Genomic DNA, 22,227 nt, shown 5'->3' on the forward strand with positions numbered 1-22,227 from the left:
GGTCTAAGCGTTAACTGTTGATTTAGGCTAAAGCCCAAAGGTTTTAGAAACGGACCAGAGCCCATTCCCAATTTTCTACAAATTGAATTCGAGTTTATATTTCTGCAATGCATCGTTCAGCAATTCTACGCTTCTTCGAAGATCATCTTCCTTGAGAACGTAGGCAATTCGAACCTGTTTTTTTCCCAGTTCCGGATTGCTGTAAAATCCGCTCATCGGAGCTACCATCACCGTTTCGCTGTTGTGTGAATAATGCTCAAGAAGCCACTGTGCAAAAACATCGGTATCATCCACCGGAAGTTCTGCTACGCAGTAAAATGCACCTTTTGGTTTTGGACAGATTACGCCCGGAATTCCGTTCAGTAAGTCTACCAGCAAATTTCTTCTGTGGGTGTATTCCTCACGGACTTTTCGGATATAAGCTTCATCATTATGGTGTGCTGCAGTAGCAGCAATCTGACCCAATAACACCGGACTCAATCTCGCCTGAGCAAAAAGCATCGCCGCATCATGAATTTTTTTTGATCGGGTAATCATGCAGCCAATTCTGGCTCCGCACATACTGTATCTTTTAGATTCAGAATCAATTATAATACAGTTTTCGGCAATCTCCGGAAAATCGAACATTGAAACCTGGTGTTTTCCGTCGTAAACATATTCGCGGTACACTTCGTCTGAAATAATCACAATGTCATGTTTCAGCGCAATTTCAGCAAGTTTCTGAAGTTCTTCTCTTGTATAAAGATATCCCGACGGATTTCCCGGATTACAGATGAGAATCGCCCGTGTTTTATCGGTGATTTTTTTCTCAAAATCTTCAACGGGTGGCAAGGCAAAACCTGTATCAATTGTTGAAGGAATAGCTACTACTTTTACATTGATCGCATTGGTAAAACCATTATAATTAGCATAATACGGCTCAGGAATAATTATTTCATCACCATCATCACACAGCGTGGAAATCGCAAAATTCAGTGCTTCAGAACCCCCATTGGTCACGATAAAATTATCCGTCGTTAAATCTGTAAAACCTAAAGAATGGTAGTAATTGTTCAGCGCGGTCCGGTATTCCAGATTTCCTTCCGACAAAGCATACTCCAGCACCTTCAGGTCGATATTTTTAACCGCATCCAATGCAGTTTGCGGAGTTTCGATATCGGGCTGGCCAATATTCAGGTGATATACTTTAATCCCTTTCTGTTTAGCTTGCAACGCATATGGAACAAGTTTTCTTACGGGAGAGGCAGGCATATTTTCTGCTCGGTGAGAAATTTTCGGCATTATTTAGAATTTTTACAAAAATAAGGATTTTTTTTGGGAGCAATGAATAATAGTTACCTTCCGTAAGTTCTGTCCGGCTCTCCGCTGCAATCTTTTTGCTTTACAAAAAGGATTTCCGCTTCGATCCGGGCTAAAACTCCTGTCGTTCACTTTTCGAAAAACCTTAAGAACAAAAAAAACCGCAGAAAAATTATTCTGCGGTTTCCGTCGGATAATAGTTTACTTATTTAATGAATCCTTTGTTCTTCAACAACGGTTTGATATCTGGAGTTCTTCCTGTAAAATCTTTATAGGCTTGGTTTAAATCCACGGAATTACCAACCGAAAGAATATGTTTTCTGAAACGGTCGCCGTTTGCTCTGGTCATGCCGCCATTTGTAGAAATCCAGTCCCACGCATCAGCATTCAGCAAATCGCTCCACATATAAGCATAATATCCTGCAGAATAACCGCCGCCCCAAATGTGCGCAAAATAAGGCGTGTGATATCTTGGGGGAACCTCTTTCAGATTAAAACCGTATTTCGCCAGCACACTTTTTTCAAATTCCAAAGCAGGCTTAAACTGCGACTCATCGGTCACTGAATGCCAGTTCATATCCAATGTCGCTGCAGAAACAAGTTCCGTAGTGGAATATCCCTGATTGAAGGATCCTGCTTTTTTAATTTTATCGACTAACGCCTGTGGCATCGGCTGTTTGGTCTGGTAATGCAGTGCGTAATTTTTCAGTACTGATGGCTCCAGAGCGAAAAACTCATTGATCTGAGAAGGAAATTCAACAAAATCTCTCGGCGTATTGGTTCCGGAAATCGAAACATATTTCTGGTTCGCAAAAAGACCATGCAAAGTATGTCCAAATTCATGGAACATGGTAGAAACATCATCATAAGAAATCAGTGATGGTTTACCGTCAGCCGGTTTCTGATAGTTGAAAACATTTACAATCACAGGTTTCTGCCCCAGTAAATGCGACTGCTCCACGAAGTTGCTCATCCATGCACCGCCGTTTTTGTTACTTCTGGTATAGAAATCTAAATAATAAAGTGCCATTGATTTTCCGTCGTTATCAAAAACCTCGTACGCCACAACATCGGGGTGATAAACAGGCAGGTCTTTTCTTTCTTTAAAAGTAATCCCATAGAATTTTTCCGCGGCATAGAAAACTCCTTTCTCCAAAACAGTGGTTACTTCGAAATAAGGCTTGATTTCGTTTTCATCCAAGTCGTATTTTGCTTTTCTCACCTGCTCCGAGTAGAAATTCCAATCCCATGGCTCTACCGTAAATCCACCTTTCTGTTTATCGATTAAAGCCTGAATTTCATTACTTTCACTTTTTGCTGTTTCTACTGCCGGTTTTGCAAGCTGAGCTAAAAGATTCATTGCATTTTCAGGAGTTTTTGCCATTTGGTCCTGCAGTTTCCATTCGGCAAAAGATTTTTTCCCGGAAAGATGCGCTTTTTCCATTCTCAATTTTGCCTGCCTTTCCAAAATGCTTCTGGTGTCATCCGCATTACCTTTTTCAGCTCTGTACCAAGATGCTTTGAAGAGTTTTTCCCTTGTCGCTCTGTTTTTCAAATTCTGCAAAAGAGGCTGTTGCGTTGTATTGAGAAGCGTTAATAGATATTTACCTTCGTGACCTGCGGATTTTGCATCTGCGGCTGCGGCTGCAATTTCGTCAGCTGAAAGTCCATCAAGTTCTTTTACATCCGTAATTACCACAGCGCCGTTCTTTCTTGCATCCAAAAGTTTACTGGTGAACTGGGTTGAAAGTGTTGCCAGCTCTTCGTTGATTTTTTTAACCTTTTCCTTGTTTTCCGCAGAAAGGTTCGCGCCCGCGATTTCAAAATTAGTTCGGTACAATTCCAGAACTCTTTTTTCTTCAGCACCTAAATTCTCACTGCTGATCGCTTTTATTCTTGAATAAAGCTTTTCATTAAGATAAATTTTATCACTCAACCCAGAAAATACAGGTGCATAGTCTTCTTCGAGTTTCTGAAGCGCCGGATTGGTGTTGGAACCGGTTAGGTTATAAAATACAATTTGTGCTCTTTTGAGGATTTCGCCGCTGTTCTCCAGCGCAAGAATGGTATTTCTGAAAGTTGGATCGGCTGGACTATTGGCGATATTATCAATTTCGGCAAGCTGCACCTTCATTCCGTAATCAAATGCCGGTTTAAAATGCTCATCTTTAATCTTATCAAATTCCGGTGCCTGATATTGCAGCCCACTTTTGTTCATAAAAGGGTTTGTGGATAAACTCGCATCCGGAGCAGGAATTTCTGTGGTTGTAGACTCGGTTGTTTTCATTGTAGAACATGCAGTATTAATTGCCAGAGAGGAAATTAATAACACAGATGTAATATTTTTCATTTTTGAACTGTTAATTGAAGTAAAGATATTAATTTTAAGCAAACTAAAAACCAAACCATATGAAAACACTTATTACCACGGTCGCAGTTTCAGCGTTTCTCTTTTCGTGTTCAATGAAATCCGACAGTCTTTTTCCCTTAAACCTATCGGTAAAAGAAGGAAAAGGAATCATAAAAACAAATCAGTTTGAGATGAATATCGACGAAATTAAAGTAGCGCAGTCGATTTCCGCCGAAGTGGTAAAATCTGATACCGAAAAAGTGGTAATAACCGCTCCTTCAGATATTATAGACGAAATTTTAGTGGATAATGTTGACGGAAAACTATTCATTCACTTCAAACCCAACAGGAATATTTCTGCAAGAAATGTAGCGGCCAAAATTTTCGTGAGAGATTTCACGCATCTGGAAGCTACTTCTTCGGCTAAAATCCTCGTAAAAGATAAATTTACTCAGGATAAAACAGATGTGGAAGTTTCGAGTTCTGGCCGTATTACCGGAAATCTGGAAGCTAATGATTTCTCAGTTGATGTTTCCAGTTCCGGGCATTTCTCGGGTGAGATCTGGGCTGTAAATCTCGATGCTGAGGCAACGTCTTCGGGAGACATTAATCTTTCCGGTAAGGCGAAAAATGCCGCGTTGAAAGCTTCTTCAGCCGGCACCGTAGATGCCGAAAAGCTTACTGCTGAGATTTCCGACATACAGGCTTCAAGTGCCGGGAATGTAACTGTGGCGACCACCAACCAGCTGAATGCATCGGCAAGTTCAGGTGGAAATATCGCGGTATACAGAAAAGGAGATTTGAATATTCTGAGTCAAAATGAAAGCAGCGGCGGGAGCGTTTCCATTAAATAAAATCAAATTAAAAAATCAGCCTTTAAAGGGCTGATTTTTTAATAGTTTAGCGAAGAATTTTCGTTTACCATCCACCGGATGCGCCGCCGCCGCCGAAGCTTCCGCCACCACCGAATCCGCCAAATCCACCTCCGGAACCGCCACCGCCAAAACCTCCACCTCCGAAACTTCCGGGGAAAGGGAAAAATCCGCCGGGATACGTTCTGCGTCCGCGCCGCGAGAGAATCACATCGTCATCATCATCATTATTTCCGCCGCCGCCTTTGTTCTTGAAGAGTATACTGAGAATCATCAGGACAAAAAATGCAATAAAAATCACCTTTACAATACTGATTCCTCCTTCACGGGAAGTTTCTTTAACAATAGGTTTGAATTTACCCTGCACCACTTCCATCAAAGCAGTTGTTCCGCGGTTGATGCCTTCGTACCAAAGTCCCTGCTTAAAATTGGGGGTTACAATATAATCCAGAATCTGTCCCGCCACCGAAGCGGTAAGATAGCGCTCCACGCCACGGCCCTGCTGAATGGCAAATTTCCGGTCTTCTGTCGCGATGAGAAATACAATACCATTATCCTGTTCTTTCTCGCCAATTCCCCACTTTTCACCGTACATAGTTGCAAGATAATTGATGTCCTCCCCTTTTGTAGTGGGAATGATAATTACCGCAATTTCCGTAGAAGTGGAGTCGTAAAACTTAATGAGTTTCTGGTTAAGCTGCTCCCGTTCAGTTGAATTTAACAACCCTACCTCATCGGTAACAGGAAAGATTTTTACAGGTTTTGCAGGAACCAGTTGGGCAAAAACAAGAATGTTCAGTCCAAAAAAGAGTAAAACAATGAGTTTTTTAAGAGAACGTAATCTCATTCGACAGTTCGTTATGATTTTCTCCCGAGATTGGGAAATGTTTTTTAAGTTCGAAACCGGTTTCAAGAATGGCATTTTTCAATCCGTCGTGAAAATTTCCTTTTGCAAATTCGGATGTGATCTGATCATGAAGCCTGTCCCAGAAATTCTGGTGAACTTTTTCGTGAATACCTGCGTCGCCGATGATCGTAAGGTAATGTTGCTCGAAATTCACGTGAAAAAGCACTGCATTTCTTTCCGCAGTTTTATCCTTACAAAGCCTTTTGAAGACTTCAAAGGCAATCTCCGCATTATTACCCTCCGAATTGGAATCAATATGTACGCGGATTTCGCCGGTAGAATGATCTTCTGCTGACTGAATGGCTTCCACAAGGGAAGCCATTTGTACATCTGTAAGAAAGTTGCTCATTAATTGGTAAACACTTCCGGCGCATTCTCAGCGCCTGCCGCTGCTTTGAAATATGGTTTCTCTTTAAAGTTTGTAAAGTTTGCCAGAATGTTATTCGGGAATGTTTTGATTGAAGTATTATAATCCTGCGCCGCTTCATTATAATAAACGGTTTCGCTTCTTATGCTGTTTTCAATCGCGGTATATTCTCGCTGGAAATTCATGTACTGCTGATCCGCTTTTAAATTAGGATACTGTTCTACTACAGCCATCAATCTGCTCAAAGCTCCGCTTAATTCACCCTGTGCTGCCTGGAATTTCGCCATATCAGCTTCGGTCATGTTTGTTGGATCAACAGTGATTGACGTCGCTTTTGAGCGGGCTTCAATTACTTTAGTTAAAGTTTCCTGCTCGAATTGCGAATAGGATTTTACAGTTCTCTCAAGATTTGGGATTAGGTTCGCACGCTTCTGGTACACCGTTTCCACGTTAGACCATTTGGTATTCACGGTCTGTTCTTTGGTCGTGAAACTGTTATAACCGTTTTTGCCCCAGAAAAATAAAATTGCGGCAATAACGAGAAGAGCAATACCGATGGTTCCGGCGCTCATACAACCTCTGTTTCTCATAGTTTAATATTTTAATGTTTAATGTTTGGTACCCAAATATACAAATTATGTGCTAAATTTGTGAAAATTTAAGAAAAATGATCACAATTGTAGTGGCGATGGGTTTAAAGAATGAGATTGGTGCTGATAACCAACTGTTGTGGCATTTGCCGAAGGATTTAAAACATTTCAAAGAAATAACTTCGGGCCACCCAATTATTATGGGAAGGAAAACCTACGAAAGCATAGGCAAACCCTTACCTAACCGCACCAATATTGTTGTGTCGCGAAAACAAGACTGGTTCGAAGAAGGAATTCTAATTGTCGGCAGTATAAAAGAAGCTTTAAAATTCGCTAAAAAGATGGATGAAAACATCTTTGTCATCGGAGGCGGAAATATTTACGAGCAAACCATTGATCTGGCCGACAGACTTGAAGTAACGCAGGTAAAAGCAGAACTTAAGGCCGATGTTTTCTTTCCGAAAATCAATCCGAAAATCTGGCAGAAAACATCAGAAACATGCCATGAAAAAGATGAGAAAAACAAATACGATTTCTGTTTCCAGACCTTCGAAAAAAAGTCTGAAATCTAACATCTGAAATTTAACCTCAAATTTCTATCTTTGCAGTCATAAAATTTAACAATGAACAAATACATAAAATTCGTTATCGCAGGCCTGATGATTGCCGCAGGAATTTATCTGATGATGAACAGGAATATCGGCTGGGGAATCGTGGTGGTCATCCTTTCAGCAATTCCTATTCTTTTATTCTTTAAAAATGAGTTTATCCTTGCTGCCTTCTGGTACTTAAGAAAACAGAACATGGACAAAGCCAGCAAATGGCTTTCAAAAATCACTAATTTTGAATCTCAGCTTCACCGCTCGCAATACGGTTATTTCCATTATTTACAGGGACTAACTTTAGCGCAGGAAAATCCTCAAAAAGTAGAACCCTTAATGAAAAAAGCGCTTGAATATGGCCTGAATATGAAACACGACCGTGCTATGGCAACACTCAATATCGCGGCGGGAGCAATACAGAAAGGAAGAAGACAGGAAGCAACTAAACTTCTTGAAGAAGCTAAAAGATTAGATTCTGCAGGAATGATGACCGATCAGATCAAGATGCTGAAAGACCAGCTGAAAATGCCAACGATGCAGAAACACATGCATAACCCAAACATGAGACAGCGCGGAAAATTCCATTAAGCCGTCATCTCTAAAAAAATCAAATCCTGAAGTCTTTCAGGATTTTTTTTGCGGTAAAAGTGATAATTTTTTTATCATGAATTAAACAAGAAACATCCAGCTTCCAACAGCAGACAATTTACATTCTACATCTCCGAGTTCTGCTCAACCCCATAAAATTTGGGCATCTGCCAGTGGTATTTCACGGCCAGTGTTCGTATGGCAACAATGAGCAAAATAGTTGAAATCTGCACAAAAGTATAGGAAAGCCGGGTATAGTTGATGAAAAGAAGAAAGACGCTGCCTCCTACGATACATGCTGTAGCATAAATTTCTTTCCTGAAAATCAGCGGAATCCTGTTAAGTAAAATGTCACGGATGATTCCCCCAAAACAGCCGGTAATGGTGCCCAAAGTAAGACAGATCAAAGGATGAAGGTCTGCATTCAAACCCTTTTGAATTCCAACAATAGTGAAAAGTCCCAGCCCAAAACTGTCGAATATGAAAAGCGTAACCTGGAATTTTTTCTCGACCGATTTAAAAATCATCGAAAAAATACAGGTAATAAAAATTACCGTACACATGATTAAATCGTGCATCCAGAACACGGGAACATCCAGAAGAAGATCGCGCACGGTTCCGCCGCCAACCGATGTGATAAACGCAATAATTAAAACCCCGAAAGGATCGAGCCGCTTCTGCATGGCAGCAAAACTCCCCGACATGGCAAAAGCTACGGTACCGAGCAGTTCTATAGCGAGATTAAAATTTTCGTGGACCATTTATTTTAATTAGTAATTGGTGATGAGTGTTGAGTAATGGGGTTAAAGGAAATTATTTTGATCTGACATTTTCTTTTTGTAACTGCTCATCACTTTTACAATTTCATCACATTCTATTTTTAACGGTTCAAGATTCAGTGAATCAAGATATTCTAATTCCTGAATTATTTCTAGCCAGAATTGTGTTTCATCAGCCTCCTCCACAACAATACATAACTTAGAGAATTTTTCTTTCTGGGATCTAGCTCTCCCAACTGCTCTGTAGTTTGCTGCAACAGAGGTTGAAGAACGGTAAATTTGCTTCCTAATCACAGAAACGTCATCTGAATAAGGCAAAACAGAAAGGCTTTTAATAATTGCCACGCAGAGTTTTTTAGTCCGCTCCCTGAATAATTGGTTGTAATCAGATGTCATATAAAGGAAATTTGTTTAACGAAATATTACTACTCGTTCATTACTTATCACCCATTACTAATCGCTTATTACTCATCACTAATATTAACCCGTACCGTGTCAGGCACAAGGAGTTCATAATTTCCACCGAAATTGATAATTTCCCTTACGATACTGCTGCTGATGAATGATTTGCCGGCTGATGTTAAAAGGAAGATGGTTTCGATCTGATTCTGCTTGGTCAGTTCCCGGTTAGTTTGGGCGATCGCTTTTTCAAACTCAAAATCTGCGGGATTTCTCAGTCCGCGCAGAATAAAGTTTACATTTTTGCTGTGGCAGTAATCAATAGTCAACCCTTCAAAATGGTCTACTTCCACATGGGGAAATTTTTCAAAGGTTTTTTTAATGAATTCTACCCTTTGTTCCAGTGAAAACATATATTTTTTCTGTGAATTCTGACCGATAGCAATAATAATCTTATCAAAAAGAGGCGCTGCTCTTTCCACAATATCGTAATGCCCAAGTGTAATCGGGTCAAACGAACCCGGAAAAACAGCGACTCTCATAGTTTTTTAGTTTTTATTTTTTTGCCAAAGCTTTTTCAACTTCATTTCCGCACAAATCCTTAATCGAAATTCCGTAGATTTTTGCCTGTTGCGGCAGGATTGAAGCCGGTGAAAATCCAGGATTGGTATTCATTTCCAGCATATACGGAATCCCGTTCATAATAATAAATTCGCTTCGGGAAAAACCACTCATTCCTAAAGAATTATAGGCTTTTTTAGCAATCTCTTCCACTTTTATGCGTGTTTCTTCATCAATTCTGGCGGGCGTAATTTCTTCAGATGCACCTTCGTACTTCGCTTCGTAGTCGAAAAATTCTTTATGCGGAACAATTTCGGTAATTCCCAGCACAATTGTTTCGCCGTTGAAATCTACCACCCCCACAGAAACCTCCATTCCGTTCAGGAAACTTTCAATTAAAATTTCGTCGTCTTCAGCAAAGGCAAAATCTACTGCTTTCGGGAATTCCGACTTGTCTTTTACCTTTGTGATTCCAAGCGAAGAACCGCTTTGGTTAGGCTTTACAAAAAGCGGGAGTTCTAATTCCTCCATGATCTGATCTGCATTGAAATCATCTCCTTTTCTTAAATAAACACTTTTTGCGGAAGGAATTCCGTATTTTGACAATACCGCAAGGGTATCTTTTTTATTGAATGTTAATGCACTCTGGTAAAAACCGCAGCCGGTATATTTCTGACCGATGGTGTCCCAATACGCCTGAAGCTCGCCATTTTCTCCCGGTTTCCCGTGAATAATGTTGAAACAGACATCAAATTTAACTTTGAAATCACTTTCCATGGTGACGGAAAAATCTGCCTTGTTGATGGGAAGGTTCTGGTCTCTGTCATCTACAAAATACCATTCCTCTTTCAGAATCACGACTTTATAAACATTATATAGGTCGCGGTCGAGTGAGTCGTAAATAAGCTGCCCGCTTTTCAGGGAAACCTTGTACTCGTCGGAATAACCACCCATCACGACGGCTACATTTTTCTTTTTCATGGCTTTTAATCTAATCTAGCAAATTTAAACAAAATGTTTAAAATTTGGGGAACAGCGCCGAATTATTCTCTAGCGTACCCGAAAATAAAAATCACTAAAAACCATGATAAATTTAGTGGGTCCTGTCTTTTCTTTACCCCGAAAAATACCTATTTTTGCAGCCTATGAAAAGATGGTATCTCTACCCTTTTTCCCTTGGTTATCATTTCGTAACGAGTGTCAGGAACTTAATGTATGATTGGGGAATCTCTAAATCAACCAAATTTAAAACTCCGATCATCAATGTCGGAAACCTTTCTGTGGGCGGAAGCGGAAAATCGCCAATGGTGATGTACCTTGCTGAACTCCTTTCCAAAAATTACAGAACCGGTGTCCTGTCTCGCGGTTACGGAAGACTGACCAAAGGTTACGGTATTACCAATTACGACAGCAATTATAAAACGGTGGGCGACGAGGCGATGCAGCTATTCGAACGTTTCAAAAACCGCTTTGTAATCGGTGTTTCTGAAGAGAGAGTTCCGGGCGCAAAAAAGATGATTGATGATATGGATTTGGATGTGCTTATTCTGGACGATGCCTATCAGCACCGCAAAATAAAACCCGGATTCAGTATTCTGATGATGGATTATAATGATCCGTATTTTAAAGACTTTCTGCTTCCGGCAGGTGATTTACGCGAAAGCCGGAGCGGCGCCTCAAGATCGCAGATCATTATGGTTTCTAAATGTCCCGAGGATTTAACTGAGGAAAAGAAACAGTATTATATTTCGAGAATTAAGCCCCAGCATTACCAGAAAGTATTTTTCTCCGGCATTGGCTACGACGAGAATATTTACAGCAAAGACAAAATGCTGCCGGATAACAATCTGAGTTATTACGATATCCTGCTGATAACCGGAATTGCGAATCCAAAACCCCTCATCAATCATCTCGCAAAATTCTCCCAAAGGGTGAAGCATCTTAAATTTAAAGATCATCACAATTTCAGCGATCAGGACATTAAGAATATTGTGGCAGAGTACAAAAAATTAGGTGAATACAAAATCATCCTCACTACCGAGAAAGATTATGTAAGGCTTAAAACCTTTGATTATCTGCGTGATCTGGTTTATTACTGGCCAATTAATGTAAACATTGATAAAAAAGAGGAGTTCAATAAAACTGTAATGACTTACCTAGAGAACAACAGATTGTAAAAATAGAAAAACCGTTTTGATGACTTCAAAACGGTTTTTACTTCGCTAAAACTCTTTAGTTAATTCTTAATTAATTTTTCAAAAGATTTCACGCCATCATTTGCTTCAATTTCCAGAAAATAAGTACCGGGACTTAATCTGTTTAAATCGATGCCGCTGTTTTTAAGTTTCGGAGATACAATAAACCTTCCGGTACTATCGTAAACAAGAATGGATTTAATACTTTCGGAGTTTTTGAAATTCACTGTTCCTTTTGATGGGTTAGGATACATCATAATTTTTCCCTGCAGATTAACATCATCCGCCGCCAGTGCAGCATCATAGCTCATTACCAAAGTCGCATAATCCCTGTTCCCTGCGCCGTGATAGGAAAGTGTAAGCGTACCATCCCCTCTCGCAACAAATACATTTACCGTTCCAGCCGCATTGGGAATGGGTGCATCGCCGGCCCCACCTGAGAGACTTCTGGTCGCAACAACAGTCCTTGTACTTCCTGAAATGGTATTCGAAGTTACTGTCCAGTCCTGAACAGCATCTGCTGATGGCGTTACACCAACTCCGTTGAATGTATAGTCCCTTGCAGAAGCGGAGTTGTAAATAAATCCGTCGGCTCCTGATGCCATACCTTCATCTCCAGCTCCGAGTCCCAGAAACGAGTTACTGGGGCCTGAAAGTGTGAGTCTTACCATAGTTGGCTTTGTTTCCATCTTTACAGAAACCCCTGTAGTTCCAACGAGGAAAGGTGCTCCTGAACTGTATTGTGCACCGATTAAAATACAGGCACAAAAACTTGATAAAATAAGTAAAAGTTTTCTTTTCATTTTATTGCATTTTTAAAAGGTTAATAATATTTTCTCTTTGAGTTTGCACAGCATATTCAAAGGGTTTAATTCCCATGTGATCCGGCTGTTCTTTCTTAGCGCCGTACTGCAGCAGCATTTTCACCAACTCTTCGTTTCCTGTTTTTACTGCCCAGATGAGCGGTGTAGTGCCATTGGCATCTGCAATATTCGGATCAGCTTTTTTAGCCAGAAGTGCTTCAGCAAGTTCCTTATGATACCTGATACACAAACCTGCTAGAGCGGTCCCCTCAGGACTTTTGTAATTGATATCTTTTACATGCTGAATCAAAAATTTTGCAACATTGGTATTGCCACGGTAGCAGGCCAGAATCAAGGGAGAAAAACCCATAGAATTTGTGCTGTTAATCACATCCGGGTTTTGTTTAAGCAGCTGTTGCATTTCTTCTACTGTTCCGGATCTCGCTACATCAAAAACATCTTTCTGCTGAGCGTTTATCAACATTACGCCTATCAGTAGTATGATTAAAGAAAGAGCGGTTTTCATATTTTCTCCAGTTCAAAATTATAATCCACATTCACGGTCTCTGCAATCTTCTTTTTAATTACACTTGGGATGCTGATATTATATTCCGCAGGTTTTGCAGAAAATTTTCCTGAAATATAAATTTTATCATCCTTACGGTAAATTTGTGCCGTGGATGAAACGTTATTCTTCACGCCATGAAATGTAAGTGATCCTGATACCGTATAGCTGCGGGGCGAAGTATTAAGCTCCTCCAAATTGTAATTTTCAATCTTTCCTACAAAAACTGCTTTCGGATACTTTGAAGATTCAGCATAATTTTCATTGAAATGTTCTTCCATGAGTGCACTTTTGAACTTAAAGTTCTTATTCATTGCGATGCTTGCAATATCACCTGTTTTTATATTTAAAACAGTCGCTACGCTTGAATTTTTAGCATCTACATCCTCGAAAAGCGGAACATTTGCTTCAAAATGTACGGTTCCGGTCTTGGTACTGTATTTCTGTGAAAACGCAAGATTTCCTAGAATCAAGGCTACTAAAATGATGAGTCTGTTATACATTGTTGCGATTTTATTTAATTATTCTTTTAAACCGTCATTCTTCCACTTTTTCAAAAGATCAATACTACTTTGAGACAAACTGCCGCCCTGAGGCATTTTTTGCGGATCCCCATTAGGCCGCTGTACCCTGTCCAGAATATTATCAATAGCATTTTTAACCAACGTGTAATCCGTAAGCGGAAAGAATCCAGACGCTCCACCGGGCGAATGGCATACCGTGCAGTTGGTAGCAATCAGCGGTTTAATATCATTTGTATAAGTTACCGTTGCAGGAAGAGTTACTTTCTCTGAAATGTCGTCATAAGTCCGGGTATCACAACCGAGAATTGCAAAAAAAGCGAGGATCGTTAATAGGTTAAACGGTTTTTTCATGATGCTGATTCTTTAGAAAACACGGTATAAATTGAAGCCGAAAAAGAAATGACCTTTCTCCCAGTTTCCGGTAGCGTTGCTGATGTATCCAACTTCAGTAATCGGTTGCGAATTCGTAAAAACCAACTGAAAAATGTGACCGCCCGTATCAATATCCATTCCCACAGATAAAGGATTCTTATAATAATTTTTATCCTCCATGTTCAAAAAATATTCAGCATTCAATGAAACTCTTTTTGATATTTTATATCTGCCGCCAATTCCTGCTGCAAAAAGATTTTCGTTCTCAATCTCCGGATTTATGAGGTTTCTGTGGATATAAGTAGGCGTTAACTGCATACTGAAACTTTCAGAGAATCTTCGGGAAATAAGGATCTGACTCAAATAGGCCATACGGTCGCTGAACCTCAGGTTTGGATAATTATCCCGGTCAAGTTCGGAATTAATGTCGATAACATGATATCCAACAACGTCAAAAGGCATTTCGCCCACCTGTTTCAGCAACCGGTATTTTGTGCCAAATTCATACGTTTTCTGATACGTATGTCTGGCAGCGCTAAGCGATATGCCATCCGTTAAACCATAAATTACTCCCAATTTGGTTGTAGCGTGATCAAGACCAAAAAAAGTTTTAAACCCATCGCTTACATCACCGAAACGGTGAGAAATATCTACATAAAATTCTTTCTCAGCCGGCATCTTTGTTGATTGTCCTGTTACAATCTGAAGCGCCTTGAAACTGGGTTGGTAAATTTCTGCGGACGCTACTGTGTCGATCTCCTTCAGTAAATCTTCCTGTGAAAATGCTGCAAAACCCGTAAAAATAAAGAGCAAAAATGTAAATTTCTGTATCATTAAATACTTTTTTAAGATTAAACCAACATTTTCCCGGCACAAGAAACCTGCGCAGAGACTTATTTTGTCGACCTGCACGAAAGGCCTAACAAATTTATATCTTAAAAAAGTAAAAAAGCGGTGACTAAAGTCACAGGGATTTAACAACCTCAATACCAGCAACATCCTGCCGGACATTTCCCTCGTGTTCGAATTTTTTCAGGATCCTGCTTACGACTTCGCGGGCAGTTCCCAGACTGTTGGCAATTTCTTTATGCGAAACTTTTACAGGGTTTTTTCCGGTAATTTCTATCTTGTTCTGAAGATAGTCCATGACCCGCCGGTCCAGGCGGTGAAAAACTACTTTGTATGTCATATCAATCATCTCGGCATATCTTAAATCATATTCTCTGTAGAAGAACTGGTTGATTTCCGGATAAGTGATAATCCATTTTTTCATATGCTGTACCGGGATCAGCATCACCTCGGAAGACTCATCAGTGGACGCAAAAACCTTACTGATCCCATCCTTAAAAATTGTTGAAAATGTCATAATACAACTCTGTCCCGGCCTTACAAAATAATAAACAAGTTCGCGGTCACTGCTCATCGTGTACACTTTCACCAAACCGCTCAAAACAATCGGGACATACTTCACCCGCTGGCCTTCCTGCATCAATTCTGTTTTGGGACCGAATTTCTGAACGATAGATTTCTCACGCAGTTCATCCTGGAAATCATTTCCAAGAAAGCGGAAAGGCTGCTCGATTGTAAAGTCGCTGCTCATGATTTTTTCTATAAAATTATATATTATATTGATAACTGCGGTTTTTAAATCATTATTTCTGACCCGTAAAACGTAAATATTAAAAAAACTATGCATTACAGAACTTGACTGTGAATTCGTTCATAACCTTCTATTTAATACTCTGGTAAACAGATAGATATTCACATTTCATTGTAAACAAACAGTTGATAGAACGTGAGAATTAAAAGCCGTTTTATTTGCTTTTAAGGATCTAATCGTAGTATTTTTACATCACCAATCAAGTCAGAATGCAGAGCTGAACGGAAGCTTAACAGCAAAAATTTCACGCTTAAAATCTTTAAAGATGCTCAGGAAATTTGAAAGTTAAGGCAATCAACTGGAAACCGAAAGGAAGAAGCTGAAAACCCGGAGACTCAAAATCCGATATTCTTTACTGATGCACGACTAAAAAGGCGAGGTACACACAGAGTTGAAAAAAGAAAAATCCGACAGGTACTTTCTCAATTAAAACTGGTGTACCGAATAAAAAGTGGAACTTACGAGGTGAAAGAAGGTTTTTACCAGTCTCAGAAGAAGACGATGTTGCAAAACTGAATCTTAAGTCTGCAGCAAACAGGTAAAAGTCCGGAATCACATCAACGTTGAAACTTAAAGTGTTTATCGATGAAACGATGATAAAAACGAACCGAAAGGCAGTTTTTTGGAATCAATATTTTTGAAGTCAGTACTTAAAGTTGAAGCAAGAAGTGAAGCTTAACTGATGATTCAGCAAATAGATTTGCAAATAATCCCCTTGCCGGACCATCAGTTTTTTTTATGCCCTTTTCAGAAAAGCAATTTTCTTAATTTTGCTTCATGATTCCCCAGCGCAAAATCATCCACGTCGATATGGACGCGTTTTACGCTTCCGTGGAGCAGCACGACAATCCGGAACTCCGCGGAAAACCCATTGCCGTGGGAGGCGGGCATTATGGTGTGGTAGCAGCGGCTAGTTACGAAGCCAGAAAATTCGGAATCCGTTCTGCAATGCCGGGGAGATTGGCGCTCGAGAAATGCCCCCACCTCATCGTGGTAAAACCAAGATTTCAGCGTTACAAAGAAATTTCGCAGCAGATCCGGGCAATTTTTTATGAATATACCGATTTGGTAGAACCACTTTCTCTGGATGAAGCGTACCTGGATGTCACTGAAAATAAAAAAGGAATTGAATCCGCCAATGATATCGCAAGAGAAATCAGACAAAGGATTTTCGAAGAAACGGGACTCACTGCTTCCGCAGGAATTTCGGTGAATAAATTTCTGGCAAAAGTGGCTTCAGATTATAACAAACCCAACGGACAGAAAACCATTCATCCAACACAAATCATGGAGTTCATGGAGGAACTTCCGATAGAAAAATTCTACGGCATCGGAAAAGTTACCGCCAATAAAATGCACGAAATGCACATCTTTAAAGGTGCAGACCTCAAGGAAAAGGCGCTGGAAGAACTCGTCCGTCTATTTGGGAAATCGGGAAACTATTATTATAATGTGGTGCGTGGAATTCATAAAAGTGAAGTAAAACCACACCGCATTCAGAAAAGTGTTGCGGTGGAAGAAACGTTCTGGGATAATCTCCTTGATGAAGATTCGGTTTTCAGGCAGCTTCAACTCATCAGTGAAGAACTCGAAACCCGGCTGGCGAAAAAAGAAATCAAAGGAAAATCTTTAACCCTGAAAATCAAGTACAAAGATTTCACCCAATACACGCGCAGCAAAACCCAGGAAGTATATTTTGACGGTTCTACGGATTTCTTTGAAACCGCGCAGAAACTCTGGGAACTGCGCCCTTTCGACAAACCCGTGCGCTTGCTTGGACTTTCACTTTCCAACCTCAACACCCAGGAAAAAAAACAGATTTCCGTTCAGCTCAAAATCCCTTTCGAAGAATTTGAGTGATGGAAATCTTCAGACCCATGCAATTCAAAAACAGAACTGTTGTCAGTATTGGTGCGAAGCTGGTTAAAAATCTTTCAGCAGCTTAATCTGGTTGCGGTAAAGCAGAACTTTTCCGTCGTTTTCAAGTTTTTTCAGAAGCCGGCTGATGACTACGCGTGAACTTGCAAGGTCATTCGCAATCTCTTCATGAGACACATTAATTACTGTTTTTCCGGATATTCTGGATTTTTCTCTGAGATAGTTGATAAGTCTCACATCCAGACCATTGAAAACCACCATATCCAAAGCCTTCAACATCTCAACGAAGCGGTTCTGCATCGTGCGCATCACAAAGTCTTTCCATGTTGGATATTTGCTCATCCACGAATCCATGTACTCGACCGGAATCATCCACATTTCCACATCGTCCTCTGCCACGGCCATGATTTCACTTTTCGCCTCTTGCATACAGCAGGTAAATGACATTGCGCAACCGTCGCTGGCATTCAGGTAGTACATTAAAAGTTCCCTCCCGTCGGGCTGCATCATAGATACCTTTACGGTGCCCTGCATTACAATCGGCATATAAAGCAACTGTTGACCGATGCTGATAATCACCTCGCCTTCTTCAGCAGTTTTTCTTCTGCCAACGGCCATAATTTCAGCCATTAATTCAGGTTCAAAAAGTTCTTTTACCGATTCTGTGATTTCCATTCTACAAAAATACAAAATTCTGCCGCTCTTTATCAGTTATCAGGCGCTGGCCATCTTCAGTTTTACGGAACATCATGATTAGTTTTAAGTAACCAATGTTACCTTCGGCTGAATTCTGTTAGAGTAACTTTGCATCACGGAAAAGAGATTAAAGGAGAATAGCTTATCTATGAAATTTCATAAGGTATGAACGTTGCTGAAATGAATCTTACCATTAAAAATAAGGTACCGGATTTGATACTTTAAAACCAAAAACCACTTTAAAAAATATATACGATGTTCTTCAAACACATTTATGATACAGGTTTAGCGCAGGGCAGTTATTTAATCGGCTGCCAGGCAAAAGGAGAAGCAATTGTAATTGACGCTAAACGCGATGTTGACACCTATCTTCAGATCGCAAAAGAAAACAATCTAACCATTACCCATATTACCGAAACACATATTCACGCGGATTTTCTTTCGGGTTCCCGTGAACTGTCAGAAATTACCGGTGCTCAACTTTATCTTTCTGATGAGGGCGGCCCGGATTGGCAGTATGAATTTCCACATGAAGGCTTAAAGCATGGTGATAAAATCAAAGTAGGAAATCTTACGCTGAAGGTGATCCATACTCCCGGCCACACCCCCGAAAGCATCAGTTTTCTGTTGACCGATCATCCTGCAACAGATGAACCCGTGATGATCTTCACCGGAGATTTTGTGTTTGTCGGCGATATCGGTCGTCCGGATCTGCTCGAAAAAGCCGCCGGAATCTCAGGAACTCAGGAAAAAGGTGCACACGAAATGTACCGGTCGGTACAGGATTTTTCAAAACTGCCGCCACACATTCAGGTATGGCCTGGACATGGTGCGGGATCAGCCTGCGGAAAAGCGCTGGGCTCCGTTCCAAGTTCTACTGTTGGTTACGAGAAAATCAGTAACTGGGCATTCCGCTTCGAAAGTGATGAAGAAGGTTTTGTACAGTATCTCCTGGAAGGTCAGCCGGAACCGCCGAAGTATTTTGCAATGATGAAAAAGCTCAATAAAATTGAAAGGCCTTTACTGATCGAAGTTCCGAAACATCCGAAACTTTCTGAAACCGAGTTTCTACAAAAATACCATGAAGGAGTAAAAATTATTGATACGCGGAATAAGGTTGAATTTGCGAAGGGTTTCATTCCCCGGAGCATCAATATCCAGAACAACAGAACCCTGAGTACCTGGGCAGGCTGGCTTCTGAATTATGAGGAGGATTTCATGATCGTAGCTCCCGAAGAAGAAATGGATGAAATTACCAGAAAACTCATGCGCATCGGCCTCGATCGTATTGCGGGATTTATTTCCGACGTTAATTTACCGGGTATTGAACTCCAGAAAGCTGACGTTATTGAGATCGAAGAATTTAAAACGTATCTTGGCAGAGAAGATGTTCAGATCGTAGATGTAAGAGGAAAAACCGAATATGAAGATGGACATATTGAAGGCGCGAAAAATGTTTTTGTAGGAACGCTTCCTCAAAACCTAGATAAAATAAGCAGGGACAAACAGGTGGTGATTCACTGTCAAAGCGGCGACCGTTCCGCAATTGCCTACTCGCTCTTAAAGAAAAACGGTTTTAATAACGTAAAAAACTATTCCGGTGGGATGAAGGAATGGCGCGAAAAAGAAAATCATGTAACATCTTAAAACCAAAAATGATTCAGAATATCACAAAAAACTGGAATATCTTCCGCATTCTCCGTCTCGCACTCGGCCTCTTCCTGATGACAGAAGCCATCAGAACCGGGGTATGGTTCATGACGATATTTGCGGCGGCAATGATCATCATGCCCCTGCTGAACATCGGCTGCTGTGCCGGCGGGAACTGTGCGGTTCCGGACCGTAAATCATCCGGCTCGAATACGGATTAAGTACAATTCGAAGAAGTAAAATCAAAATAAAGTAAAAGACATGTCAAAATTTCACGAACTAATCAGTCAGGACAAACCTGTTTTGGTAGACTTTTTTGCAGAATGGTGCGGCCCGTGCAAAATGCAGGCACCCATTCTGGAAGACCTAAAAAAACGGGTGAACGACCAGGCGACCATCATTAAAATCGATGTCGATAAAAACCAGGGCGTTGCAGCAAAATACGGAATCAGAAGTGTTCCTACCCTAGTGATCTTTAAAAACGGAGAAGTAAAATGGAAACAGTCCGGTGTTTTTCCTGCCGAAGAACTCGAACGTTTAATCAAAGAGAACAGTTAAAATATGTACAGAAGCATCATCATCGCAATTTTCGCTCTGGTTATGACGGGCTGCAGCAAAGCGCAGAACACAGAGAGCATCCCAGCACTTACAGCCACTGAGTTTTCAGAAAAACTGAAAAAAACGCCCAACGCACAGGTAGTGGATGTAAGAACACTGAGCGAATACAAAAAGGGGCACCTTCAGAATGCAGTAAATATCGACTGGAATGCAGATGATTTCGCAGAAAAAGCAGCCACCCTGGATCCTTCAAGACCCATTTTTGTGTACTGTCTCAGTGGACCCCGCAGTGCAGCGGCAGCAGAAAAGCTGAAAGAAATGGGTTACAGCGAAATCTATGAAATGAAAAGAGGAATGATGGACTGGCGCAGCAAAAACCTGCCGGAGGTAAAATCCGCAGCAGCTACGCAAGGCATGAGCCTGCAGCAGTATAATGAGGAGCTGAAAAGCGACCGCCTCGTTCTGGTTGATTTTTATGCAGACTGGTGCGCGCCGTGTAAAAAGATGGAACCTTACCTCAGCAAAATCGCTGCAGAAATGCCCGAAAAAGTAAAAATTGTGAGGGTGAATGCCGACGACAATACGGAACTGTGCAAAGCGATGAACGTTTCTGCCCTGCCGGTTCTTAAATTATATAAAAACAACGAAATCATTTGGGAGAGCCTGGGCTTTGTAGAAGAAGCCGAAGTCCGAAAACAACTCCTGAAATAACAGATAAACACTACCTTAAAATGGAGAAAATTAAAATATGGTTCAGGAAAAACTGGAGCACCGCAATACTTTTTGCCCTCTTTGTCCTGCTGCTGGTAAGTCCCGACGCGAAAGCCTGGTTCATGCGACAGATTATTTCTACAGGAATTATGAATTCCAGCGTGGAAAAGAAAACTGAAAAGGAGACCGAAGCCGGCGATACTAACACCATTACTGAAAATTTCACCGTGGCAGACCAGTCCGGCAACACGATCAGTACTGCAGACCTGAAAGGGAAAGTGGTGTTTATGAATTTCTGGGCTTCATGGTGCCCGCCCTGCCGGGCTGAATTTCCTTCGATCCAGAAGTTTTACGATAGATACAAAAACAATCCGGGCGTCGTTTTCCTTACCGTGAATCTGGATGACCAGGTTTCATTGGGTGAAAACTATCTGAAAAAAGAAAATTATACGATCCCGTTCCTTGTTCCGGCAGGAAATATTCCTTCGGCTTATTTCAACGGGTCACTTCCGACAACAGTGGTGCTCGACAAAACCGGAAAAATCAGGCTTCACCACGCCGGAATGGCGGATTACAGCAAAGCTACTTTTTTTAAAGAGATTGACGGGCTTTTAAGTGAATAATAAGCCAAAAATCGGTCTCTTATAAATTAATCTGATTGACATATTTTAATATTTTAACAAAAAAACACAACCATGAACAAGGTAACCATTTTTGCAGTTGGAGCTTTTTTAATCACGGCTTTAAGCTGCCAGAAAGAGCAGACCAACGTCACTGAAAACACAACAACTGAAATACCGGCGGGGAAAAGTGAAGCGATTCCGGACGGGGAAATTCTGAAAAACTACGCTGCGGAAGCCCAGCAGCTCCTCGGCTCTCAACTGAAACAGAAAGTCGCCGAAGGTGGGCCCGAAAACGCACTGGAATTCTGCAACATCAATGCAATACCGCTGACGGACAGTATTTCAAAAAAATATGACGTGAGGATTAAAAGAGTGTCGGATCAGTACCGGAATCCCGACAATGCATCAAATCCTTCAGAACTCGCGGTCATCACCACCTATAAAGCCATGCTGGCCGCGGGTAAAATGCCTGAAGGCCTCCTGAAAGACGGCTATTATTATTCCCCGATCGTCACCAACGCCATGTGTCTACAGTGCCACGGAACACCCGGCAAAGAAATGACCGAGCAAACCCACAAGAAAATTAAATCCCTTTACCCGCAAGACAAAGCCACCGGTTATGGCGTGGATGAACTGAGAGGGATTTTCAGCATTGCGGTGAATCCGTAACCTCATCTC

27 protein-coding genes are annotated in these 22,227 nt (G+C 41.0%); 11 read left to right on the forward strand and 16 right to left on the reverse strand.

The genetic code is table 11. The features are described 5' to 3' along the window. Nucleotides 1-75: 75 nt before the first annotated feature. Entirely contained in the window at nt 76-1,281 is a 1,206-nt protein-coding gene (locus KTV93_RS04320) for a pyridoxal phosphate-dependent aminotransferase (RefSeq protein WP_218250092.1), read from the reverse strand. Nucleotides 1,282-1,504: 223 nt separating this feature from the next. Then, the gene (locus KTV93_RS04325) at nt 1,505-3,649 is read right to left on the reverse strand and encodes a M3 family metallopeptidase (protein WP_218250093.1); all 2,145 of its coding nucleotides are present in this window, start codon (nt 3,647-3,649) and stop codon (nt 1,505-1,507) included. A 59-nt stretch (nt 3,650-3,708) separates the two neighbouring features. Here KTV93_RS04325 and KTV93_RS04330 point away from each other — a divergent pair, with 59 nt between their 5' ends. Further along, nucleotides 3,709-4,503, forward strand: a complete 795-nt coding sequence (locus tag KTV93_RS04330; protein ID WP_218250094.1) for a head GIN domain-containing protein — start codon at nt 3,709-3,711, stop codon at nt 4,501-4,503. A 64-nt stretch (nt 4,504-4,567) separates the two neighbouring features. Here the strand turns inward: KTV93_RS04330 and KTV93_RS04335 are convergent, their stop codons facing one another. The 3 genes from KTV93_RS04335 to KTV93_RS04345 are packed head-to-tail and all read right to left on the reverse strand — an operon-like array spanning nt 4,568 to nt 6,385. Further along, on the reverse strand, nt 4,568-5,368 hold the full coding sequence (locus tag KTV93_RS04335) for a TPM domain-containing protein (RefSeq protein WP_218250095.1): 801 nt from the start codon (nt 5,366-5,368) through the stop codon (nt 4,568-4,570). Beyond that, nucleotides 5,349-5,777: a TPM domain-containing protein gene (locus KTV93_RS04340; RefSeq protein ID WP_218250096.1), complete on the reverse strand. Its 429-nt coding sequence runs from the start codon at nt 5,775-5,777 to the stop codon at nt 5,349-5,351. The genes KTV93_RS04335 and KTV93_RS04340 overlap by 20 nt, the downstream gene beginning before the upstream one ends. Then, on the reverse strand, nt 5,777-6,385 hold the full coding sequence (locus tag KTV93_RS04345; protein ID WP_218250097.1) for a LemA family protein: 609 nt from the start codon (nt 6,383-6,385) through the stop codon (nt 5,777-5,779). The genes KTV93_RS04340 and KTV93_RS04345 overlap by 1 nt, the downstream gene beginning before the upstream one ends. A 77-nt stretch (nt 6,386-6,462) precedes the next feature. On the opposite strand from KTV93_RS04345, the gene KTV93_RS04350 reads away from it, so the two are divergent. Both KTV93_RS04350 and KTV93_RS04355 read left to right on the forward strand, forming a co-directional pair. Next, nucleotides 6,463-6,957 carry a dihydrofolate reductase gene (locus KTV93_RS04350; protein WP_218250098.1) on the forward strand — a complete coding sequence of 165 codons (495 nt, stop codon included), beginning with the start codon at nt 6,463-6,465 and terminating at the stop codon, nt 6,955-6,957. 51 nt (nt 6,958-7,008) lie between these two features. Beyond that, complete coding sequence (locus tag KTV93_RS04355) at nt 7,009-7,575, forward strand: DUF2892 domain-containing protein (RefSeq protein ID WP_218250099.1); 567 nt, start codon at nt 7,009-7,011, stop codon at nt 7,573-7,575. A 125-nt stretch (nt 7,576-7,700) separates the two neighbouring features. Here KTV93_RS04355 and KTV93_RS04360 read toward each other — a convergent pair whose 3' ends face one another. The 4 genes from KTV93_RS04360 to KTV93_RS04375 all read right to left on the reverse strand — a co-directional run bounded on the left by KTV93_RS04360 (nt 7,701) and on the right by KTV93_RS04375 (nt 10,295). Continuing rightward, entirely contained in the window at nt 7,701-8,336 is a 636-nt protein-coding gene (locus KTV93_RS04360) for a trimeric intracellular cation channel family protein (RefSeq protein ID WP_218250100.1), read from the reverse strand. 42 nt (nt 8,337-8,378) lie between these two features. After that, nucleotides 8,379-8,699, reverse strand: coding sequence for a four helix bundle protein (locus tag KTV93_RS04365; protein WP_230259205.1), 321 nt, complete (start codon nt 8,697-8,699; stop codon nt 8,379-8,381). A gap of 119 nt (nt 8,700-8,818) precedes the next feature. Beyond that, the gene (gene coaD, locus KTV93_RS04370; RefSeq protein ID WP_218250102.1) at nt 8,819-9,295 is read right to left on the reverse strand and encodes a pantetheine-phosphate adenylyltransferase; all 477 of its coding nucleotides are present in this window, start codon (nt 9,293-9,295) and stop codon (nt 8,819-8,821) included. Nucleotides 9,296-9,308: 13 nt separating this feature from the next. Beyond that, nucleotides 9,309-10,295 (reverse strand): D-alanine--D-alanine ligase, encoded by a 987-nt coding sequence (locus KTV93_RS04375; RefSeq protein WP_218250103.1) that lies wholly within the window; start codon nt 10,293-10,295, stop codon nt 9,309-9,311. A 164-nt stretch (nt 10,296-10,459) separates the two neighbouring features. Here KTV93_RS04375 and lpxK point away from each other — a divergent pair, with 164 nt between their 5' ends. Beyond that, nucleotides 10,460-11,491 (forward strand): tetraacyldisaccharide 4'-kinase, encoded by a 1,032-nt coding sequence (lpxK, locus tag KTV93_RS04380; protein ID WP_218250104.1) that lies wholly within the window; start codon nt 10,460-10,462, stop codon nt 11,489-11,491. A 59-nt stretch (nt 11,492-11,550) separates the two neighbouring features. Here the strand turns inward: lpxK and KTV93_RS04385 are convergent, their stop codons facing one another. The 6 genes from KTV93_RS04385 to KTV93_RS04410 form a co-directional block, all read right to left on the reverse strand. Further along, nucleotides 11,551-12,312, reverse strand: a complete 762-nt coding sequence (locus tag KTV93_RS04385; protein ID WP_218250105.1) for a T9SS type A sorting domain-containing protein — start codon at nt 12,310-12,312, stop codon at nt 11,551-11,553. 1 nt (nt 12,313) lies between these two features. Next, nucleotides 12,314-12,838, reverse strand: a complete 525-nt coding sequence (locus tag KTV93_RS04390) for an ankyrin repeat domain-containing protein (protein WP_218250106.1) — start codon at nt 12,836-12,838, stop codon at nt 12,314-12,316. Further along, nucleotides 12,835-13,380, reverse strand: a complete 546-nt coding sequence (locus KTV93_RS04395; protein ID WP_218250107.1) for a YceI family protein — start codon at nt 13,378-13,380, stop codon at nt 12,835-12,837. The genes KTV93_RS04390 and KTV93_RS04395 overlap by 4 nt, the downstream gene beginning before the upstream one ends. An 18-nt stretch (nt 13,381-13,398) precedes the next feature. After that, on the reverse strand, nt 13,399-13,752 hold the full coding sequence (locus KTV93_RS04400; RefSeq protein ID WP_218250108.1) for a c-type cytochrome: 354 nt from the start codon (nt 13,750-13,752) through the stop codon (nt 13,399-13,401). A 12-nt stretch (nt 13,753-13,764) separates the two neighbouring features. Beyond that, entirely contained in the window at nt 13,765-14,607 is an 843-nt protein-coding gene (locus KTV93_RS04405; protein WP_218250109.1) for a DUF5777 family beta-barrel protein, read from the reverse strand. 130 nt (nt 14,608-14,737) lie between these two features. Then, nucleotides 14,738-15,373 (reverse strand): Crp/Fnr family transcriptional regulator, encoded by a 636-nt coding sequence (locus KTV93_RS04410; RefSeq protein WP_218250110.1) that lies wholly within the window; start codon nt 15,371-15,373, stop codon nt 14,738-14,740. 837 nt (nt 15,374-16,210) lie between these two features. Here KTV93_RS04410 and dinB point away from each other — a divergent pair. Continuing rightward, nucleotides 16,211-17,293 (forward strand): DNA polymerase IV, encoded by a 1,083-nt coding sequence (gene dinB, locus KTV93_RS04415; protein WP_218250111.1) that lies wholly within the window; start codon nt 16,211-16,213, stop codon nt 17,291-17,293. Between the two features lie 63 nt (nt 17,294-17,356). On the opposite strand, the gene KTV93_RS04420 is transcribed toward dinB, so the two are convergent. After that, nucleotides 17,357-17,986, reverse strand: a complete 630-nt coding sequence (locus KTV93_RS04420) for a Crp/Fnr family transcriptional regulator (protein WP_218250112.1) — start codon at nt 17,984-17,986, stop codon at nt 17,357-17,359. 276 nt (nt 17,987-18,262) lie between these two features. Between KTV93_RS04420 and KTV93_RS04425 the strand changes: the two genes are divergently transcribed. The 6 genes from KTV93_RS04425 to KTV93_RS04450 all read left to right on the forward strand — a co-directional run bounded on the left by KTV93_RS04425 (nt 18,263) and on the right by KTV93_RS04450 (nt 22,218). Next, nucleotides 18,263-19,654 carry an MBL fold metallo-hydrolase gene (locus KTV93_RS04425; RefSeq protein WP_218250113.1) on the forward strand — a complete coding sequence of 464 codons (1,392 nt, stop codon included), beginning with the start codon at nt 18,263-18,265 and terminating at the stop codon, nt 19,652-19,654. Beyond that, nucleotides 19,621-19,878: a hypothetical protein gene (locus KTV93_RS04430; protein ID WP_218250114.1), complete on the forward strand. Its 258-nt coding sequence runs from the start codon at nt 19,621-19,623 to the stop codon at nt 19,876-19,878. The genes KTV93_RS04425 and KTV93_RS04430 overlap by 34 nt, the downstream gene beginning before the upstream one ends. 40 nt (nt 19,879-19,918) lie before the next feature. Beyond that, nucleotides 19,919-20,215: a thioredoxin gene (trxA, locus tag KTV93_RS04435; RefSeq protein ID WP_218250115.1), complete on the forward strand. Its 297-nt coding sequence runs from the start codon at nt 19,919-19,921 to the stop codon at nt 20,213-20,215. Nucleotides 20,216-20,218: 3 nt separating this feature from the next. After that, nucleotides 20,219-20,926 (forward strand): thioredoxin domain-containing protein, encoded by a 708-nt coding sequence (locus KTV93_RS04440; protein WP_218250116.1) that lies wholly within the window; start codon nt 20,219-20,221, stop codon nt 20,924-20,926. 20 nt (nt 20,927-20,946) lie between these two features. Further along, complete coding sequence (locus KTV93_RS04445) at nt 20,947-21,549, forward strand: TlpA family protein disulfide reductase (RefSeq protein ID WP_218250117.1); 603 nt, start codon at nt 20,947-20,949, stop codon at nt 21,547-21,549. A 72-nt stretch (nt 21,550-21,621) separates the two neighbouring features. After that, the gene (locus KTV93_RS04450; RefSeq protein ID WP_218250118.1) at nt 21,622-22,218 is read left to right on the forward strand and encodes a Tll0287-like domain-containing protein; all 597 of its coding nucleotides are present in this window, start codon (nt 21,622-21,624) and stop codon (nt 22,216-22,218) included. Nucleotides 22,219-22,227 lie beyond the last annotated feature (9 nt).

The sequence above is a fragment of the Kaistella faecalis genome, assembly GCF_019195395.1.
In the GTDB taxonomy this organism is placed as follows: Bacteria; Bacteroidota; Bacteroidia; order Flavobacteriales; family Weeksellaceae; genus Kaistella; species Kaistella faecalis.